Genomic DNA, 18,763 nt, shown 5'->3' with positions numbered 1-18,763 from the left:
CGTGCAGATCGAGAGCCAAGACGGCTCCTTCCCCGATCGTCGTCCCTGCGAAAGCAGGGACCCATAACCACAGGGCCGAGTTACTGAAGCGAGCCGTGGCCAAAGCTGTGCAAGCCAACTTGCATCGTGGCTATGGGTCCCTGCTTTCGCAGGGACGACAGTGGTTTTGTGGCCCGGCCAGCGGACCCGCCATGTCGCTCCGGATATGTAAGCAGCCCCTACTGCTCCCGCAGCATGATCAGCGGGTCGGCGCTGTCGGGGACGCGGCGCCACTGGGCGTTGTCGTCGGCCTCGAATTGCCAGGTCTCGCCCTTGGCCGACATCAGGATCATCTGGCCGTGGTCGAGCCGCCACGTCGTCGGGTTGAAAGCCGCGACTGCGGGATCGCATTTGCCTTTCATGAACACCTGGAAATTGTCGTTGCCGGCGTCGGTGTTGGTCAGCACCAGGGCGCAGATCGCCTGGCCGTTGCCGCGGACCATCGACCAGTCGCCGATCATCTGGTCCATCGATTTGGCGAGCGAGCGGGCAGCCGCGAGGTTCTGCAGGATGTAGACGCCCTCGTTGGTGCGCATGCCCTCGAAGATGCCGGTCTCGACCTCGGTGAAATCAATCACGGCCTCGCCGGCGGCGTTGTGCAGCCGCACGATGTCGCCGAGACCCTTGATGCTCCAGCCGGTGATGTCCTTGGTGAACGGCAGCGCGGCAGCGCAGGCCGGCTCGAGCTCGAGCTTGAAGCCTTGCGGCGTCGCATCGCTCTTCAAGGTCACGACGCAGGTCTTGCTGCGCTCGGTGGTGGCGAGCTCCCACTGCCCGATCATGTCCTTCTTCAACGTCGTGACATCCTGCGCGGCGGCCGGACCGGATGCGGCCAGCAGCGCGAGCAGCACGACGTTGAAGCGGGACAATGCCATCAGCGATCCTTGACGGGTGTCTCGGCAACCGGCGTCAACGGCGGCTTGCCGGCGAACCAGTTCGTGATGTTGTCGACCACGAGCTGGTCCATCGCGTTGCGCGTCACCACCGAGGCCGAACCGATATGCGGCAGCAGCACGACGTTCTGCATCGCCTTCAGCTCATCCGGCACGTTCGGCTCGGCCGCGAACACGTCGAGGCCGGCGGCGAGGATGGTGCCGGATTTCAGCGCGGCGACCAGCGCCGGCTCGTCGACCACCGAGCCGCGCGCGACATTGATCAGCACGCCGCGCGGGCCGAGCGCCTTCAGCACGTCGGCATTGATCATCTTCGCCGTCGAGGCGCCGCCCGGCACGATGACGATCAGGGTGTCGACCGCCTTCGCCATCTCGATCAGGTCGGGATAATGCTTGTAAGAGACATCCTTTGACGGATTGCGCGAGTGATAGGCGACCTGCACCCGCGAGGCTTCGAGACGCCGCCCGATCGCCTGGCCGATCCGGCCCATGCCGACGATGCCGATCTTGCGGTCGCGCAGCGAGCCGACGCTGAGCGGATAATTCTGGGTCTGCCACAGGCCGGAGCGCACATAGCGATCGGCCTTGACGAATTCGCGCAGCGTCGCGATCAACAGCCCCATCGCAACGTCGGCGACCTCCTCGGTCAGCACATCGGGCGTGTTGGTGACCACGATATTGTGATCGCGCGCATAGGCGGAATCGACATGGTCGTAGCCGACGCCGAAGCTGCCGACGATCTCGAGCTTGGGAAACAGCGCCATCGCGGTCTTGTCGGTCGCCATCGTGTGATAGGTGACGGCGATGCCGCGGATCTTATTCATCGTGTCCGGCGTCAGCCGTTCGAGGTCGCCGCGGCTCTCGGCCTTGTGCAGCACGTATTGATCGGAAAAGCCGTTTTCGAGGATTGGCCGGATCGGTCCATAAATCAGCAGATCGATCTTTTCGGAAGAAATCGGGGCCATCAACTGTCCTTTCCTAACGCGCTCTCATGCCAACGCCGCAACAACAGGTGCGAAACTAGCGCCAGCACCCCATAGATGACAATCCCGGCCAGCGATAGCAGCAGAAGTGCTGCGAACATGCGGGGAATATTCAGCCGATAACCGGATTCAGCGATCCGGAACGCGAGGCCCGAGCCGGCGCCGGCGCTGCCCGCCGCGATCTCCGCGACCACGGCGCCGATCAGCGACAGGCCCCCGGCGATGCGCAGACCACCGAGGATATAGGGCAGCGCCGCGGGCAGCTTCAGGAACAGCAGCGTCTGCAGCCTTGACGCGCCATAAAGTTGAAACAATCCGGCGAGGTTGCGATCGACCGAGCTGAGCCCGAGCGTGGTGTTCGACAGCACCGGAAAGAACGCCACGATCCAGGCGCAGACGATCACCGCGGTTTGTTGTTGCAGATAGATCAGGAGCAGCGGCGCGATCGCGATCACGGGCGTGACCTGCAGCACCACGGCATAGGGAAACAGAGAATATTCCAGCCATTTCGACTGGTTGAACAACAGCGCCAGCACGACGCCGCCGACCGCGGCTGCAACGAAACCTTCGAGCGTGGTCAGCAGCGTGACGCCGAGCGATTGCGACAGGATCGGCCAGTCCGCAACCAGCGTCTTCAGCACCAAGAGCGGGCTCGGCAGCACATAGGGCTGGATGCCATAGGCGCGGACGATCGCTTCCCAGAGCAGGAGCCCCGCGGCAAACACCGCGACGGGAAGCAGAAAGCGGATGAGGTCCTGCGGAGACTTCATGCGCCCGCCTGCCCTGCATAGGATGGCGCCAGCGCACGGGAGACCTCGCGGCAGAACGCGGCGTATTCGGCCGAGGTGCGGAACTCCTCGCCGCGCGGCTCGGTCGATGTAATGCGAAACTCCGCGCCGATCCGGCCCGGCCGCGCCGTCATCACGATCACGCGCTCCGAGAGATAGACCGACTCGAACACCGAGTGCGTCACGAAGATGACGGTCTTGTGCAAGTCACGCCACAGCGACAAGAGATCGTTGTTAAGGCGAAAGCGCGTGATCTCGTCGAGCGCCGCGAACGGCTCGTCCATCAGCAGGATGTCTGGATCGGTCACCAGCGCGCGCGCCAGCGACACCCGCATCTTCATGCCGCCAGACAATTCGCGCGGATAGGCCCTCGCGAACTCCGCAAGCCCGACCTGATCGAGCGCAGCACCGATGCGCATTTCGGCGTCAGCCACCGGCGCACGGGCCAGCTTCAGCGGCAGACGGACATTGTCGCGCACGGTGGCCCACGGCATCAGGGTCGGCTCCTGGAACACGAAGCCGATCCTGTGGCTGCCGCGCCGTTCGGTGTCGTGATGCGCGAGCTCGACCGTGCCTATGCTCGGTGCGGCGAGGCCTGCGATAATTCGCAGCGCGGTGGATTTGCCGCAACCGGACGGCCCGAGCAGCGAGACGAACTCGCCGCGTTTGACATCGAGGTCGAGCGGCCCGAGCGCCATCACACCGCTATCATAGGTCTTGGTGACGCCGCGCAGGCGCACGGCGGAGCTGCTGGCATCGGCTTCCGGCACCGTGCTCTCTACCATCTGCGGTTGGATATGGCTGAGCGCGATCGCGCCGCGGGGAACACCTCTCCCCACCGGGGAGAGGTCGGCGCGAAGCGCCGGGTGAGGGGGCGCAGGTCCCACGAGAGAGCGTCACCCCTCACCCGGATCGCATCTGACGATGCGATCCGACCTCTCCCACAGGGGGAGAGGTGGACCGCCGATGCCGCGATATCCGGGTCAGATTTCATCGCGTCCGCAGCCGTCAGTTCTTCGGCCGGAGCTCGACGCCGACCGCCTTGTTGACGAAGCGCAGCGTATAGCCCTGGTGATAGTCGATGGTGCTCTTGACCACGCCGGCGCGCACCATCTTGTCGAAGAAGCTCGCCATCCGCTCATCGGTCATGGCGCCGATGCCGTTCTTGATGGAGTCGCCGGAATCGACGATGCCGTACTCACGCATCTTGGCAACACAATAGGCCAGCAGCTCGTCGTTCATGTCGGGATTGAGCTTCTTGATCATCGCATTGCCGGCCGAATTGTCGCCGTAGACGTAATGGTACCAGCCAACGATCGAGGCATCGACGAAGCGCTGCACCAGGTCCGGCTTCTTGTCGACCAGGTCGCGGCGGGTCTCGATCAAGGTCGAATAGGAGTTGAAGCCGTAATCGGCGAGCAGCAGCACGTTCGGCTTGAAGCCGGCGGCTTTCTCGACCGCAAAGGGCTCGGAGGTGACATAACCCTGCATCGCGGTCTGCTTGTTCACGATGAAAGGCTGCGGGTTGAAGGTGTAGGGCTTCACCTTGTTCTCGTCGAAGCCGTATTCGGATTTCAGCCACTGGAAATAGCTGGTGATGCCCTCCTTCGAGATCAGCAGCGTGAGCGGCCTCAGATCCTCGATCTTGCTGACCTTGACCTCCGGATGGGTCAGGAAGACCTGCGGGTCCTTCTGGAACATGGTCGCGACGGCGACCAGCGGCACGTTGTTGGTGACGGCGTCGAAGGTCTGCAGCGAGTTCGCGCTCATGAAGAAGTCGAGCTTGCCCGCGATCAGGAGCATGCGGTTGTTCTCGTTGGGACCGCCGGGCACGATGGTGACGTCGAGGCCGTACTTCTTGTAGGTGCCGTCGGCGAGCGCCTGGAAGAACCCGCCATGCTCGCCCTCGGCGACCCAATTGGTGCCGAACGAGACCTTGTCCAAAGTCTTGTCCGAGCTCTGCGCCCGCGCCGGGACGAGGCCTGCGGAAACGCCGAGGGTGGCGGCCAGCAGGGCGGTGGTTAACGCTCGCAGCAAAAAGGCCGGGATCATGGTTGGACTCCGTCGATCATTATGGCCCATGATGGAAGGCGGGAAGACGTGGCCCGCGCCCGGAGACGCGAACGCCCCACCGATGTTAAACAAACTGGCCTGCAAATCCACCCCATGAAACGCTTGTATTGAAACGACCGGCTTGATGACCTCGACGCTTCCGCCCCGTGACTGGACCGCCATGCACTGGCCCGATATCGCCAAGGGCGCGGCCGCGCGCTGGATCGCGGTGCTGCCTTTGGCCGCGACCGAGCAGCACGGACCGCATCTGCCGCTTGGAACCGACGTCATGATTGGCGAGGCGTATCTGGCGCGGGTGCAGGCGCTGCTGCCGGCCACCATCCCGGCAACCTTCCTGCCCTTGCAGCCGGTCGGCATCTCCACCGAGCACATCGATTATCCGGGCACGCTGACGCTGCCGACCGACGTGGCGCTGAAGAGCTGGATGGCGCTCGGCGAGAGCGTGGCGCGCGCCGGCGTCAGGAAGCTCGTGATCGTGACCAGCCATGGCGGCAACTCCGCCGCGATGCAGCTCGTCGCGCAGGATCTGCGCGCGCAACATCACATGCTGGTGGTGACCACGAGCTGGTCGCGCTTCGGCACGCCCGACGGGCTGTTCGAGGCAGACGAATTGCACCACGGCATCCATGGCGGCGCGGTCGAGACCTCGATCATGCTGGCGAAATATCCGCAGCATGTGCGGAAGGATGCGATCGCGGACTTCAAGCCAGCGAGCATTCAGATCGAGAAGGATCATCGCTTGCTGTCGACGCAGCGGCCGGCGCCGTTCGCCTGGCAGGCACAGGATCTTCATCCAAGCGGCGCCATCGGCGATGCGACCAAGGCCACGGCCGACAAGGGTGAGAAGGTGATCGAGCACGGCGCGCGTGCGTTCTGCGAGCTGCTTGCCGATGTCGACAGGTTCGATCCGGGCGTATTCGGGGGCAACTGACGGAGTCTTGCTTCATCCCGGCAGGGGCGACGAAACAATCCACGAAACCATATTTCCCGGCCGGGCTTCGAACCGGAACCGGAAAGCCTCCGTCCAACGGGCATGCGGACCACACCGGCGCCGCGCTCAAACAGGATGGAGTATCCCATGTCGATCAAGACCAAGTTTGCCGCCCTCGCCCTCACCGCGCTCGCCGTGACCGGCACCATCGCGTCCACCACCTCGCAGGCCGAAGCCAAGCCGTATGGCTGGGGCTGGGGCGTTGGCGCGGGCCTCGTCGGCGCCGCCATCGTCGGCAGCGCGATCGCGGCCAATGACGGCTACTACGACAACGGCTATCGGCGCTGCGTCTGGGTGCGCCAGTTCGACGCCTACGGCAATTACATCGGCCGCGTGCGCTCCTGCTACTGATCGACAGGTTTGCATAGTGTTTTCGAGCGAAGTGGGTACCGGTTCGCGTGAAGAAAACACGTCAAACAGGAATCTAGAGCCGAATAGGCTCTAGGCTGCGGATCCTGCGTTCGGCACGGGTCCTCATCCACCCCGTGTCGCACACGACCCGTCCGGCGATCCCCCGGGCGGGTCAACCCTTGTCAGTCCGCCTCATGCGACCTTGCGTCACAGATATTTCGCGATCAGCCTGAAGTCGCGCAGCATGTTGCGGCCCTTCGGACCCGACGCCTTCAGCGTCTCCTCCAGGCTGTGGCCGATGTGATCGTGGATCAGCGCCTTCTTGGCGCTCTCGATCGCGCTCTCCACCGCCTGCAATTGCTGGGCGATCTGCGCACAGGGCCGACCCTGCTCGATCATCTCGACGATGGTCTCGAGATGGCCGTTGGCGCGCTTCAGGCGCCGCGCGATCGCAACATGCGGATGGTCGTCGGGCATATGGTTCTCCTATCCTCCCGGGAGGATAGTCATGATCCTCCCCGGAGGATAGCAGAATCGGGTTGACAGGCCATTGTGACGGGCGTAGTGCCCGAGCGTCAGAACATGCGTTCCGCACCGGGGTTCTGCCCCGGACATCAACCGGACCACGAGCCAGCACAGAAGGCACATGGGCAGTAGCAACTCAGGCGACAGTAGACCCACGACGGGACTGTTGACGCCGCAACACAGCAAGACTGATCGCGCAGATATCGCCTGCGTGGATGGGTGGTCGCGCCTTAGCTGACCGCCGCCTCCTCACCGGCCTGCCGCGCGACAGCGGAAGTGGAGGTGAGCGATGTTCGAAAAGCTCGCAAAATTCCGGCAGGCAAGCCCGCGGCGCGTTGTCGAGCCGCGGCAGATCCCGCCGCGGGCGGCCAGCTATTCCAATGACAACCAGCCGGGTTTTCGCCGCCCGGCGGACCGCCGGCGTCCAACCCCGGCCTGCCATTGGATCCTGATCGACGGCCGGCTGGAGTGCCGGTGGATCGTCGAAACCACCCTCGGATCATCCACGAATGATCTCGACCGACAGCGGCGCGCGGACCGGCATTCCGGCCCGCGCGCAACAATCGCGCGTTTCGCCGCAAAGCTGACCGCAACCGCCTGAAGGACCGACATGGACGAAGGACCTAGTTGTCCCGTTGCGCGCCATCGCGGCGCGGCAACGGGGCTCCCTCCGGGGAACGACATCACGTTTGGAATAGCCGCTGCTCACGGCAGCGGAGGTTGCGCGCGCGCCTAGCTGCTCCGCGTCCCTCGTGCCGTGCCCAACGGGCGGCGAGGAGACGATCGGAGCAAGCATGACAGAGACCGCAAGACATATCGCAACAGAACAGTCGCGCCGGCAGAGGCGCTTCGCCCAAGGTCCGCTCGGCCCGGTGATGCGAAGCCTTGCCGGCATCATCGGCGAAAGCGCCGGCCTCGTGGGCCACCTCGCAGCACTCGGCATCGTGCTCGTTTTCGATACCGGCACCACGACAACGAGGCGCCGGCCCGCGGCAACGCCACGGCCGGCGCCCGATGCGGCCAACATCATCCGTTTCCCGACCCGCCGAAACGCCAAGCCACGCAACTGAGAAGGAATGAGTCATGACCGTCGTCAATGACTTGAAAATGCGCGCCTCGTGCTGCTGCGGATCGTCCAGCTCGCCACGGTCGGGGCGTGACCACGCTTGGCCGCGGCCAGCGATGGGGCGCGATCGTGTTGTTCAGGCTGGCGAGCGCCATCCTGCGCGGCGCAACCGCGCTCCATCGGCGACGCATGATTTCAGGCGCCGGCTTAAGGACGGCGCTGTCGGTGACGCGACGTGTGGAACGAGCCGGCGCCAGGATCGTGCTCGGCAGGGCATTCCAACCGGCATTCATCAAGACAAGGGACGAAGACGATGGTGGCGTCGATTGAAGGGCCGGGACGCGGCCGATTTGCCACGGGCGGGGGTCGATCGCAGCCAGCGAGGGTTGCTGCCGCCGGCTGTTGCGCGACTGTCATAGTGGCGTGCAAATCGAAGGGGTATCCGGTGCACCCCAGTTGCTATTGCGAATGACTTGCAATAAGGAATGGGAAATGCCAGGTGCTGATCTGGCTTTGGATGGGACGACACGGATCGGACCGGGGACGGCGGGCGATGACTTCAAATCTCGGGTGGCAAGTGGCCGCCAAATCTGCAATGCCGGGCGAAACCGCCAACCGTTCGCGGAAAGCCGCGTCATGACCTGCGTCCACCTCTTCCGGATTCGGATCGCCGCCGGCGCAGCGCTCGGCGCGGCCGCATTCGGCACGCCGGCCGCCGCGGCCGATCTGCCGCTCAAATCTCCCGCCGCCAAGGCGGTCTACAGCTGGACCGGCTTCTATGTCGGCGCCCATGTCGGCTATGGCGACGGCACGCTCGGTCCGGGCACCAATCCGATCCTGGAGCAGGGCGTGGTGTTTCCGCCGACGATCACCGGCGGGATCGGCGGCTTCCAGGTCGGCTACAACAAGGAATTCGCCAACCGCTTCGTGCTCGGCGTCGAGGCGGACGCGACCTTCACCGGCCCGACCGATCCGGTGCGCCGCCCGCTGGGCCCCTTCAACGCATCGATCGATTATGTCGGCACGGTGCGCGGCCGCGCCGGCTACAGCTTCGGCACCTGGATGCCTTATGTGACCGGCGGCTTCGCCTGGGGACACAGCCAGGTCAGGGTCAATGATGGCGGCGGCAACGTGATCTCGGAGCCCGGCCAGTACCAGACCGGCTGGACGGCCGGCGCCGGCGCCGAATTTGCGTTGAGCGGCAACTGGACCGCGAAGCTCGAATACGAGTACATCGACCTGTCGCGCCGCAGGCTCGGCCTCAATGATTTCGGCATGCCCGGCGTCAGCATCGACCCGCGCATTCACTTGCTGAAATTCGGCCTGAACTACCAGCTCGGCGACTCGCCATGGTCGGCGACGCCGACGCGCACCGCGCTGCCGGAATCCAGCGACTGGAGCGTGCACGCACAGACGACGCTGCTCGGTCAGGGTTATCCCTCGTTTCGCGCGCCCTATTCCGGCACCAACAGTCTTCCGGGCGTGGGACAGGCGCAGCAAACCTGGACCACGACGGCGTTTCTCGGCGTGCGGCTGTGGGAAGGCGGCGAGTTCTACTTCAATCCGGAGACGGCGCAGGGTTTTGGCCTCAACGGCACGCTCGGCCTTGCCGGCTTCTCGAACGGCGAAGCGCAGAAGGCCGGCGCGCAGTATCCGAAGATCCGGCCACAGCGCTATTACTTCAAGCAGACCTTCGGCTTCGGCGGCGAGCAGGAGGACGTTCCCGACGGTCCCAACCAGATCGCCGGCAAGCGCGACATCGACCGCCTCACGATCGTGGTCGGCCGCTTTGCGGTGGGCGATTTCTTCGACGGCAATTCCTACGCCAAGGACCCGCGCGCCGACTTCATGAACTGGGCGATGTGGGCGTCGGCCGCCTACGACTTCCCGGCGGACCTGCCCGGCTACACCCGCGGCGCCGTGGTCGAGCTCAACCGCAAGGATTGGGCGGTGCGCGCCGGCGTATTCCAGGTGCCCAATGCACCGAACAGCGACGTCTTGATCTCCAATCCCAACAATGGCGGTGCGGTGGTCGAGTTCGAGGGGCGCTATTCGATCTTCGATCAGCCCGGCAAGCTGCGCGTCGGCGTGTTCGGCAATCGCGGCAACACCGGCAATTATCGCCAGGCGCTGGCGATCGAGGACGCCAACCCGGCGTTCGACATCAACGGCGTGATGGCCGGCATCCGCAAGGACAACACCAAATACGGCTTCTACCTCAACGGCGAGCAGCAGATCGTAACCGATGTCGGGCTGTTCGGCCGCCTGAGCTGGAACGACGGCCGCAACGAGATCCTGTCGTTCACCGATGTCGATCGCAGCGTCTCCGGCGGCCTGTCGATCAAGGGCAGCCGATGGGGCCGGGCCAATGACACGATCGGCATCGGCGGCGCGGTCAACGGGCTGTCATCGGCGCATCGCGACTATCTCGCCGCCGGCGGCCTCGGTCTTCTGATCGGCGACGGCGCGCTGAACTACAGTCCGGAGCGGATCTTCGAGACGTATTACGCCTACCAGGTGAACAAGAACCTGACGCTGACCGCGGACTATCAGTTCATCACCAACCCCGCCTACAACGCCGACCGCGGCCCGGTGCACATCTTCTCCGGCCGCATCCACGGCGAGTTTTGATCCTGACGCAGCTGCTGTAGCCCGGATGGAGCGCAGCGAAATCCGGGGGCCGCTTTCTCGTCGGTAAACTGTCCCGGATTGCGCTTCGCTCCATCCGGGCTACGAAACTGACAGGCACCGCCTCCCCGTCATTGCGAGCGAAGCGAAGCAATCCATAGCGCCGCGTATGCCGAAGCATGGATTGCTTCGTCGCTTCGCTCCTCGCAATGACGGCTGAATTGGTTGGGCAGCAAACGCCCTCTCCCCACTCAGATATATGTAGACCCCCCGGGCTTGCCGCAAGCCCGGGGACATCCCGTAGAACGCGCGCCCAATCGAACGGAGGAGTGCGGGATGCGGGAACATGCTGTGGTGATTGCCGGCGGAGGTCCGACCGGGCTGATGCTGGCGGGCGAGCTGGCGCTGGCCGGCGTCGATGTCGCCGTCGTCGAGCGGCGCGCGAGGGCGGACCTGATCGGCTCGCGGGCGGGCGGCCTGCATGCCCGCACCATGGAGGTGCTCGATCAGCGCGGCATCGGCGACCGCTTCGTCGCGCAGGGGACGCGCCATCCCGCGGTGCTGTTCCACTCGCATCTGGTTCCGCTTGATATCACCGACTTTCCGACCCGGCGCAATTTCACGCTCGGGCTGTTCCAGACCCATACCGAGCGCATTCTCGGCGAATGGGTGGGCGAGCTCGCGGTGCCGATCTATCGCGCGCGCGAGGTGACCGGCTTTACTCAGGACGAGGCCGGCGTCGACGTCGAACTGTCGGACGGCCGGCTCCGGGCGCAGTATCTGGTCGGCTGCGACGGCGGCCGGAGCATCGTGCGCAAAGCGGCCGGCATCGAATTCACCGGATGGGATCCGACCAGGAGCTGGCTGATCGCCGAGGCCGAGATGTCCAGCGAACCGCAATGGGGCTTTCGCCAGGACGACACCGGCACCTATGCGATCGGCAAGGTGGAAGACAGCGGCCGGGTGCGGGTCGTGCTGACCGAGCGGCAGCTCGGCACCGACAGAGCGCCGACCCTGCGCGACGTCAGCGAGACGCTGGCCGCCGCGTACGGCACCGATTTCGGCATCCACAGCCCGGCCTGGATCTCGCGCTTCACCGACATGACCCGGCAGGCGGTGACCTATCGCAGCCAGCGCGTGCTGCTGGCCGGCGATGCCGCCCATGTGCATCCGCCGATGGGCGGACAGGGCCTCAATATCGGCGTGCAGGACGCGGTGAATCTGGGCTGGAAGCTCGCCCAGGTGGTCAAGCTGATCTCGCCGGACGGCCTGCTCGACAGCTATCAGGCCGAACGGCATCCGGTCGCGGCCCGCGTGCTGCGCAACACCATGGCGCATGTCGCGCTCAACCGCACCGATGCGCGCAGCAAGGCGCTGAACGAAATCGTCTCCGATCTGCTGCGCATGGATGAGCCGCGCCGGCGATTTGTCGCGATGATGTCGGGCCTCGATCTTCATTACGATTTCGGCTGTGGCCATCCGTTGCTCGGACGCCGTATGCCCGATCTCGACCTCGTCACCGCCGGCGGCCCGCGCCGGGTCTTCGCGCTGCTGCACCAGGCGCGGCCGGTGCTGCTGAATTTCGGCGAGCCCGGCAGCATCGACATCGCGGGATGGACCGACCGGGTTCAGCTGGTCGACGCCGATGATGCCGGCGCCTTCGAGCTTCCAGCGCTCGGCCCGGTTCCGACACCTGCCGCGGTGCTGATCCGGCCCGACGGCTACGTGGCATGGGTCGGAGACCGGACCCGCACCGGCCTCACGGAAGCGCTGACCAAATGGTTCGGCGCGCCCAGCAGTACATAGCAAGCGTAGCCCGGATGAAGCGAAGCGTAATCCGGGACGGTCACCAACGAATCCTGTGGCCCCGGATTTCGCTCCGCTCCATCCGGGCTACGGATTGATGGCCCCGACTACCCGGCCGGCTGGAACGAATCCGCGCGCGCCATCGCCCAGGCGTCGCGGAAGCGGGAGTCCTGGGTGCCTTCGAGCAGTTCGCCCGGGCGCAGCGTCGGATAGAGCTGCGCGAAGGTGCGGACGTCGGTGGTCGAGCTCCGCTGCGAGAAGTGGATCGGGCGCAGCTCCTTGGTGTGCTCGAGTCCGGCGGCGGCGAGCAGCTCGGTCAGCGCGTGCAGGGTCGAGTGGTGGTAGTTGTACACCCGCTCGATCTTGTCCGGCACATAGAGCGCGCGGTTGCGGATCGGGTCCTGCGAGGTGACGCCGGTCGGGCAGCGGTCGGTGTGGCAGCTCAGCGACTGGATGCAGCCGAGCGCGAACATGAAGCCGCGGGCCGAATTGCACCAGTCGGCGCCGATCGCCATCGCGCGCGCCATATCGAAGGCGGTGGCGATCTTGCCCGAAGCGCCGATCTTGATGCGATCGCGCGCACCGATGCCGATCAGCGCGTTGTGGACGAAATTGACGCCCTCGCGCATCGGCATGCCCAGATGGTCCATGAACTCGAGCGGCGCGGCGCCGGTGCCGCCTTCATTGCCGTCGACCACGATGAAGTCGGGATAGAGCCCGCTCTCCTTCATCGCCTTGCAGATCGCCAGGAACTCCCAGGGATGGCCGATGCACATCTTGAAGCCGGCCGGCTTGCCGCCGGACAGCTTGCGCATCTGGGCGACGAATTCCATCATCTGGATCGGCGTCGAGAACGCCTTGTGATAGGCGGGAGAAATGCAGTCCTCGCCCATCGGCACGCCGCGGATCTTGGAGATCTCCTCGGAGACCTTCGCGGCCGGCAGCACGCCGCCATGGCCGGGCTTGGCGCCCTGGCTGATCTTGAGCTCGACCATCTTGATCTGGTCGTCGCCCGCGACGCTTGCAAAGAGCTCCGGATTGAAGGTGCCGTCACGGTTGCGGCAGCCGAAATAGCCGGAGCCGACCTCCCAGATGATGTCGCCGCCCATCTCGCGGTGATAGGGGCTGACGCCGCCCTCGCCGGTGTCGTGGGCGAAGCCGCCCTTCTTGGCGCCGGCATTCAGCGCCCGCACCGCGTTCGGGCTGAGCGCGCCAAAGCTCATCGCCGAGATGTTGAAGACCGAGGCCGAATACGGCTTGGTGCAATCGGGCCCGCCGATCGTGATGCGAAATTTCTCGTCGGCACGCGGCTTCGGCGCCACCGAATGATGCATCCACTCGTAGCCCTCGCGATAGACGTCCTCCTGGGTGCCGAACGGCCGCTTGTCCAGCACCATCTTGGCGCGCTGATAGACCACCGCGCGGGTGTCGCGCGAGAACGGCATGCCGTCCTTCTCGCTCTCGAAGAAATACTGCCGCATCTCCGGGCGGATTTCCTCGAGCAGGAAGCGGACATGCGCCGAGATCGGGTAGTTGCGCAGCACCGCATGGTTCTTCTGGGTAAAGTCGCGGATGCCGAGCAGCGTCAGCGCGCCGAAGATGACCAGCGGGATCAGGATGATCTTGAAGACCTTGTGGTCGAAAATTCCAACCAGCAGCAGGAGCGCGGTGACGACGGCGCAGATCGTCAGCAGGATGAAACGCGGCGAGAACGGAAGCAGAAGCGTGTCCATGGAATCCTCCGGTCTGCCTGGAATACCCTGTCGGCGTTGAGCCTAATCCAACTCGCGGAACAAGTGCACTACGGTTATACGGCCGAGCAGTCACAGATGTGACAACCGCCCGGATGGGCGGGTGCACGAGCCGCGGTCTCGCTGCTGCAGTGCAACGAAGACGCGCGAAGGTCACTTGTTGCTCCCTCACCCCGCTCTTCGCGGGGTCGAGACGAGCGCAGCTCGCTCTTGGAGGGTTGGGGTGAGGGGCCGCCTCCGCACACACGGTAGCAGTTGCGTTCGCGGAGAGTCCCCCTCACCCGGATCGCATTCCGCTAGCGCTGCTGCGATCCGACCTCTCCCCGCAAGCGGGGCGAGGTAAGAGCCCCTTCAATGGTCGTGCGGCTGCAATTCGTGCGGGATATGCCCCGGCTTGAGGCCATCGCTGGCAAGCCACGCATTGGTGGTGTCGAGGGCGCGTGCGATGTGATCTGACGTTCGGGAGAAATCGTAGGGCGAGCCGACCAGCGGGCAGAGCGGCGGCACCACGAAATACTCGACATCGGGGCCGATATTCTCGAGCTCGTTGACGAGCTGCCGCGCGATCAGCAGCGTCAGCGCATGCAGCGCATTGGCGAGCGCGCCGACCGGCGGCGCCTGGTTGGCGCAGGCATGTCCGGTCGGCAGCACGATCAGGCGTTTTGCCCCATGCTTCACGGCGACGCGAACCGGCGTGTTGCTGGAGATCGCGCCGTCGGCGAGGAAATGATCGCGGTAATGCACCGGCGTGAACGCGCCGGGGATCGCGGTCGAGGCCACGATCGCCTCCGCGGCGGAGCCTTCCGACAGCACGACGCTGTCACCGCTGATGATGTCGGTCGTGACGATATAGATCGGCATCCGCGCGTCCTCGAGATTGCGGAACGGGATGTAGTCGTCGATCAGCTTGCGGACGCCGTCATGCGGGATCAGGAAGTCGCGCCGCCACAGGAAGCTCACCAGCGTCCGCCAGGTCACCGGAAACACGTCCTGCCGGTTCAGGCCGCGCCAGATCTCGGCCAGCCGCGCCACCCCCGAGACCGACGGGTCGCCGGCATAGAACGCGCCATTCAATGCGCCGACGCTGGAGCCGACCACCATGTCGGCGACCACGCCATGCGCGGCGAGCGCCTGCAGCATGCCGACCTGGATCGCGCCAAAGCTGCCGCCGCCGGCGAACACAAAGGCGGTCTTCGGTGCATCCGGATCGGTGATGGACAAGGTGCGGCTCCCCGGTCGCCGCGTTCGGAAAGGGCTGCGCGGCGTTGCGGAGAGTTATAGCAGCGGGGCATCGGACGGCGCCACATACACAGGTGTCGTCCTGGCGAAGGCCAGGACCCATAACCCCAAATGCAAAAGGCTGGAGCCCGATGGGGCCCCAGCCTTCGTCAAATCAGCAGCGATGGTAATGGGTCCTGGCCTTCGCCAGGACGACGATCTTAAAGGCCGTCAGTCTTAAAGGCCCGACAGTCTCAGCGCTCGACGAACGCCTTCTCGATCACGAAGTGACCGGGGGTGTTGCCGCTGCCTTCCTTGAAGCCGCGGGTCTCGAACAGCTGCTTGAGCTCTTCCAGCATCGCCGGGCTGCCGCACATCATGATGCGGTCGGTCTCGATGTCGAGCGGGCCCTGATGCAGATCGGTGAACAGCTGGTTCGAGGTGATCAGGTCGGTGATGCGGCCGCGGTTGCGGAACGGCTCGCGCGTCACGGTCGGATAGTACGACAGCTTCTCGGACAGCAGCGGTCCGAACAGCTCGTCGTCGCGCAGCTTGGCGACCAGCTCCTCGCCATAGGCGAGTTCGGAGACCTGGCGGCAGCCATGCACCAGCAGGATCTGGTCGTAGCGATCATAAACCTCAGGGTCCTTGATCAGGCTCGCGAACGGCGCAAGGCCGGTGCCGGTCGACAGCAGCATCAGCCGCTTGCCGGGAATCAGATTGTCGGTGATCAGCGTACCGGTCGCCTTGCGGCCGACCAGGATGGTGTCACCCTCGCGGATCTTCTGCAGTTTGGAGGTCAGCGGGCCGTCCTGCACCTTGATCGAGAAGAACTCGAGCTCTTCCTCGTGATTGGCGCTCGCCATCGAATAGGCGCGCAGCAGAGGCCGGCCGTCGACCTCGAGGCCGATCATGGCAAACTGCCCATTCTGGAAGCGGAAACCGGAATCGCGGGTCGCCCGGAAGCTGAAAAGCGTATCGGTCCAGTGCTGGACGGAAAGAACTTTCTCTCGATAGAACGCGCTCATGTGTTTTCGTTTTCTCGACTGACCAGATTTAGAATGGTTTGATTTCTAGACTGTTCGCGACGGCGCAGAAGTGGCCGAAATCACTGAAGATCTCGCGTGTCCATTGCGCCAATGCGTGAGATAGTCAAGATCAACTGGCGTGCAATTGCGATCTCAGAATGGCAGTCGTTCGATTTCGCGCAGAGGTTCAGCCACGACATCGTTAACACGCGGTGCTGCACGTAATTTACTTGCTGAGATCAGCACCGATCTGGCAATTAATTGCTACGAAAACCACGACGAAGGGAAAATGATCTCGTGGTCCTGATCAGCCAGCGAATCTTCCTGGAAACCATCAAAAAATATTGTCTGGCGCGCTCGATTGCGGTCGAGGTGCGGTCAGGCGGCTGGCTGGTCATCATGACCAGGGGCAGCGAGCGGCGGCTCGCGATCGGCTACGACATCGGGCTGAACAGCGCGGTTGCGCATCAGGTCGCCAACGACAAATCGGCCTGCGCCGAAGTGTTGGCATCGGCCGGCGTATCAGCCATTCCGCATACGCTGTTTCTCGGCGACAAGCTCAGCAAGCACATCCCGGGATCGGACTCGCTGGATGCGATGCAGCGTCTGCTCGACGCGCATCCGCATGGGCTCGTCATCAAACCCAATGAGGGGACATCCGGCGAGCTCGTCTTCCGCGTCACGACGCGCATGCAGCTGGAGACTGCGGTGGCGCGCATCCTTGCCGCGCATCCGAGCCTTGCGATCTCGCCCTATGTCGCGATCGAGGACGAGGTGCGCGTGGTGCTGCTCGATGCACGCGCGCTGATCGTCTACGGCAAGACGCGCCCAATGGTGGTCGGCGACGGCATCCAGTCACTCCGCGCGCTGGCGCAGGCGACCGCGACGGCCGAACAGCTCAAGACCCTGACTGAGGATTTCGACACCGCAGCGCTCGACGCCATTCCGCCGGCCGGCGAACGGCTGCTGCTCAACTGGCGGCACAACCTCGATGCCGGCGCCGAGCCGGTGCTGCTCTCGGATGCTGCGACACGCGACGCCTGCATCGCGCTCGCGATCAAGGCCGCGCAGGCCGTCGGCATCCGCTTCGCTTCCATCGACGTCGTGCGCGCCGACGGTGCGTGGAACGTCCTTGAGGTGAATTCAGGCGTGAAGATGGAAGCACTGGGCCGCCAGCAGCCGGCGCTGGTCGAGGCGGCGTATTCCGCCGCGCTGGACGCCGTGTTCGCGTAAGCTACGTGCCACGCCCCCCTCGAGCCCCCCATCAGTCTCGCGGGTGTTCCTTTTCATGGGCGGCGACGATCAATTCGGACTGCTCGATCTGTGCCGTGAGACGGTCGATCTCGGCTTGCGTCTCCGGAAACACGTCAGCCCCCGCCGTATTTCCGGATTCCAATTCCGCGATCAGCTCACGGTTCTTCTTGATCTGCTCGCGGTGCCAATCGATCTCGGGATCGTCCTGCATGAGCCAACATCCAGCCGGCAAGAACTACAGCGCGAGCTCACGCAGCAGCGCCGGTGGATAAACCGGCTTCGGAAAGAACTTGACGCCGTCAGGCAGAGCGCCGACCAAGGGCAGGCCCGAGATCACCATAACGCGCACGCCCGGATCGCAATCGAGGGCCAAACGTGCAAGCTCGATGCCGCTCATTTTGCCCGTGAGCTTGACGTCGGTGACCACCAGCGACGGGTGACGCATCTTGATGGCCAGTGCCGCCGTCTCTGCGTCTTCGCATTGGATGACGTCGAAGTGACCTTCTTCCAGCAACAGCGCAATCATGTCGCGCTGGATTGTATCGTCTTCGACCACGATTGCGGTCTGCCGAACTAGCCTCGCGTAACCCATGGCAACCTCCAACGATCGACCACAGTCATCAACCAAAGTTAATCATTGAGAACGCGTATGGTTCTGGTTCCAGACTCGATGGCTGACTGTTCCGTGGGATGTTTGCAAGTTCCGTCCGGAACAACTTTCGAGGTTTCGGCGTCATTGATGTGCGGCGAGCCGAATGGCTCGGGCTCGAGGAAAGGAAGTCGTGCCAGGAGGCAAAACGCATGAAGAACGCCGGACAGCCGGATCAGGACTTTGACGAACCTTCCAGGGCCGACGCGACGGCTGGGGCGCCAGGCTATCCGTCCTCCCGACGACTGGTCGAAGATCATGCCCTCGAACGTCATGCCCGCGTCGTGCGGCGTCAGACGATGGAGCAAAGGACCGCTGATCCGGTTGGCGTACGCCTGCCGGACGACATCATTTCTGAAATGGAAGCGGCACTGAAGCAGCAGGTCGATCGGCTTGTCGCGAAGCGACATTAGCCGGCGAAGCGACGAGCTCGCAGACTTCAACAGCACAATCTCGTTTGCCGATGATGCTCCAGAGATCGCGGCGCGTGGAAACTCGAAGCAAGATCCCCGCCGGATCGATGGAGTCTTGATGGGAGCGATCCTTGGACGCGCGCTCTTCCAGGTCATGGTTGTTCTGGCGGCGGTCGGCATCGTTGCCCTCGCCTGCATGGCGGTCCACGGCGGCTACGCGCGTGCGGCGACGCAGCTTGCGGCAAAATTCACTCCGCCATTTTGATCCATTCAGCGGCTTGCTCCTCCGGCTCAAGGGAGTACGCTG

Annotated in this window: 20 protein-coding genes; 9 read left to right on the top strand and 11 right to left on the bottom strand. The window is 64.4% G+C overall.

Annotated features, from left to right (window positions below; genetic code table 11):
- Positions 1–218 precede the first annotated feature (218 nt).
- From FBZ93_RS35850 to FBZ93_RS35830, 5 genes are all read right to left on the bottom strand, one after another.
- Positions 219–914: an AprI/Inh family metalloprotease inhibitor gene (locus tag FBZ93_RS35850; protein ID WP_146992118.1), complete on the bottom strand. Its 696-nt coding sequence runs from the start codon at positions 912–914 to the stop codon at positions 219–221.
- Positions 914–1,897, bottom strand: coding sequence for a 2-hydroxyacid dehydrogenase (locus FBZ93_RS35845; RefSeq protein ID WP_146992117.1), 984 nt, complete (start codon positions 1,895–1,897; stop codon positions 914–916). The genes FBZ93_RS35850 and FBZ93_RS35845 overlap by 1 nt, the downstream gene beginning before the upstream one ends.
- Positions 1,897–2,685: an ABC transporter permease gene (locus tag FBZ93_RS35840; protein ID WP_146992116.1), complete on the bottom strand. Its 789-nt coding sequence runs from the start codon at positions 2,683–2,685 to the stop codon at positions 1,897–1,899. Before FBZ93_RS35840 ends, FBZ93_RS35845 begins: the two co-directional genes overlap by 1 nt.
- Positions 2,682–3,488, bottom strand: a complete 807-nt coding sequence (locus FBZ93_RS35835; protein WP_146992115.1) for an ABC transporter ATP-binding protein — start codon at positions 3,486–3,488, stop codon at positions 2,682–2,684. Before FBZ93_RS35835 ends, FBZ93_RS35840 begins: the two co-directional genes overlap by 4 nt.
- Positions 3,489–3,711: 223 nt before the next feature.
- The gene (locus FBZ93_RS35830) at positions 3,712–4,755 is read right to left on the bottom strand and encodes an ABC transporter substrate-binding protein (protein ID WP_146992114.1); all 1,044 of its coding nucleotides are present in this window, start codon (positions 4,753–4,755) and stop codon (positions 3,712–3,714) included.
- A 145-nt stretch (positions 4,756–4,900) separates the two neighbouring features.
- Between FBZ93_RS35830 and FBZ93_RS35825 the strand changes: the two genes are divergently transcribed.
- Positions 4,901–5,707: a creatininase family protein gene (locus FBZ93_RS35825; protein WP_146992113.1), complete on the top strand. Its 807-nt coding sequence runs from the start codon at positions 4,901–4,903 to the stop codon at positions 5,705–5,707.
- A gap of 147 nt (positions 5,708–5,854) precedes the next feature.
- Entirely contained in the window at positions 5,855–6,118 is a 264-nt protein-coding gene (locus FBZ93_RS35820) for a hypothetical protein (RefSeq protein ID WP_146992112.1), read from the top strand.
- A 207-nt stretch (positions 6,119–6,325) separates the two neighbouring features.
- Here FBZ93_RS35820 and FBZ93_RS35815 read toward each other — a convergent pair whose 3' ends face one another.
- Positions 6,326–6,595, bottom strand: coding sequence for a metal-sensing transcriptional repressor (locus tag FBZ93_RS35815; RefSeq protein WP_146992111.1), 270 nt, complete (start codon positions 6,593–6,595; stop codon positions 6,326–6,328).
- 337 nt (positions 6,596–6,932) lie between these two features.
- Between FBZ93_RS35815 and FBZ93_RS35810 the strand changes: the two genes are divergently transcribed.
- The 4 genes from FBZ93_RS35810 (at position 6,933) to FBZ93_RS35790 (ending at position 12,143) form a co-directional block, all read left to right on the top strand.
- Positions 6,933–7,244, top strand: a complete 312-nt coding sequence (locus tag FBZ93_RS35810; RefSeq protein WP_146992110.1) for a hypothetical protein — start codon at positions 6,933–6,935, stop codon at positions 7,242–7,244.
- 193 nt (positions 7,245–7,437) lie between these two features.
- The gene (locus FBZ93_RS35805; protein ID WP_146992109.1) at positions 7,438–7,713 is read left to right on the top strand and encodes a hypothetical protein; all 276 of its coding nucleotides are present in this window, start codon (positions 7,438–7,440) and stop codon (positions 7,711–7,713) included.
- Positions 7,714–8,345: 632 nt separating this feature from the next.
- Positions 8,346–10,340, top strand: a complete 1,995-nt coding sequence (locus FBZ93_RS35795; protein ID WP_146992107.1) for a carbohydrate porin — start codon at positions 8,346–8,348, stop codon at positions 10,338–10,340.
- A 333-nt stretch (positions 10,341–10,673) separates the two neighbouring features.
- Complete coding sequence (locus tag FBZ93_RS35790) at positions 10,674–12,143, top strand: FAD-dependent monooxygenase (protein WP_146992106.1); 1,470 nt, start codon at positions 10,674–10,676, stop codon at positions 12,141–12,143.
- A 107-nt stretch (positions 12,144–12,250) separates the two neighbouring features.
- Here the strand turns inward: FBZ93_RS35790 and FBZ93_RS35785 are convergent, their stop codons facing one another.
- From FBZ93_RS35785 to FBZ93_RS35775, 3 genes are all read right to left on the bottom strand, one after another.
- Positions 12,251–13,876: an FMN-binding glutamate synthase family protein gene (locus FBZ93_RS35785; RefSeq protein ID WP_146992105.1), complete on the bottom strand. Its 1,626-nt coding sequence runs from the start codon at positions 13,874–13,876 to the stop codon at positions 12,251–12,253.
- A 369-nt stretch (positions 13,877–14,245) separates the two neighbouring features.
- Positions 14,246–15,115, bottom strand: coding sequence for a patatin-like phospholipase family protein (locus tag FBZ93_RS35780; protein ID WP_146992104.1), 870 nt, complete (start codon positions 15,113–15,115; stop codon positions 14,246–14,248).
- Positions 15,116–15,366: 251 nt separating this feature from the next.
- A complete protein-coding gene (locus FBZ93_RS35775; RefSeq protein ID WP_024581583.1) occupies positions 15,367–16,140 on the bottom strand; it encodes a ferredoxin--NADP reductase in 774 nt (257 codons plus the stop codon).
- Positions 16,141–16,437: 297 nt separating this feature from the next.
- Here FBZ93_RS35775 and FBZ93_RS35770 point away from each other — a divergent pair, with 297 nt between their 5' ends.
- Positions 16,438–17,373: an ATP-grasp domain-containing protein gene (locus tag FBZ93_RS35770; RefSeq protein WP_146992103.1), complete on the top strand. Its 936-nt coding sequence runs from the start codon at positions 16,438–16,440 to the stop codon at positions 17,371–17,373.
- 31 nt (positions 17,374–17,404) lie between these two features.
- On the opposite strand, the gene FBZ93_RS35765 is transcribed toward FBZ93_RS35770, so the two are convergent.
- The gene (locus FBZ93_RS35765; protein ID WP_146992102.1) at positions 17,405–17,605 is read right to left on the bottom strand and encodes a hypothetical protein; all 201 of its coding nucleotides are present in this window, start codon (positions 17,603–17,605) and stop codon (positions 17,405–17,407) included.
- A 24-nt stretch (positions 17,606–17,629) separates the two neighbouring features.
- Positions 17,630–17,986, bottom strand: a complete 357-nt coding sequence (locus FBZ93_RS35760) for a response regulator (RefSeq protein ID WP_167529370.1) — start codon at positions 17,984–17,986, stop codon at positions 17,630–17,632.
- A gap of 209 nt (positions 17,987–18,195) precedes the next feature.
- Here FBZ93_RS35760 and FBZ93_RS35755 point away from each other — a divergent pair, with 209 nt between their 5' ends.
- Both FBZ93_RS35755 and FBZ93_RS40910 read left to right on the top strand, forming a co-directional pair.
- Positions 18,196–18,456: a hypothetical protein gene (locus tag FBZ93_RS35755; protein ID WP_146992101.1), complete on the top strand. Its 261-nt coding sequence runs from the start codon at positions 18,196–18,198 to the stop codon at positions 18,454–18,456.
- 118 nt (positions 18,457–18,574) lie between these two features.
- Entirely contained in the window at positions 18,575–18,721 is a 147-nt protein-coding gene (locus FBZ93_RS40910) for a hypothetical protein (RefSeq protein ID WP_167529369.1), read from the top strand.
- Positions 18,722–18,763 lie beyond the last annotated feature (42 nt).

The sequence above is a fragment of the Bradyrhizobium macuxiense genome (assembly GCF_007993935.1).
GTDB classification, from domain to species: Bacteria; Pseudomonadota; Alphaproteobacteria; order Rhizobiales; family Xanthobacteraceae; genus Bradyrhizobium; species Bradyrhizobium macuxiense_A.
The sequence above is the reverse complement of the archived record's forward strand: the minus strand, read 5'-3'. Positions and strand labels throughout refer to the sequence as shown.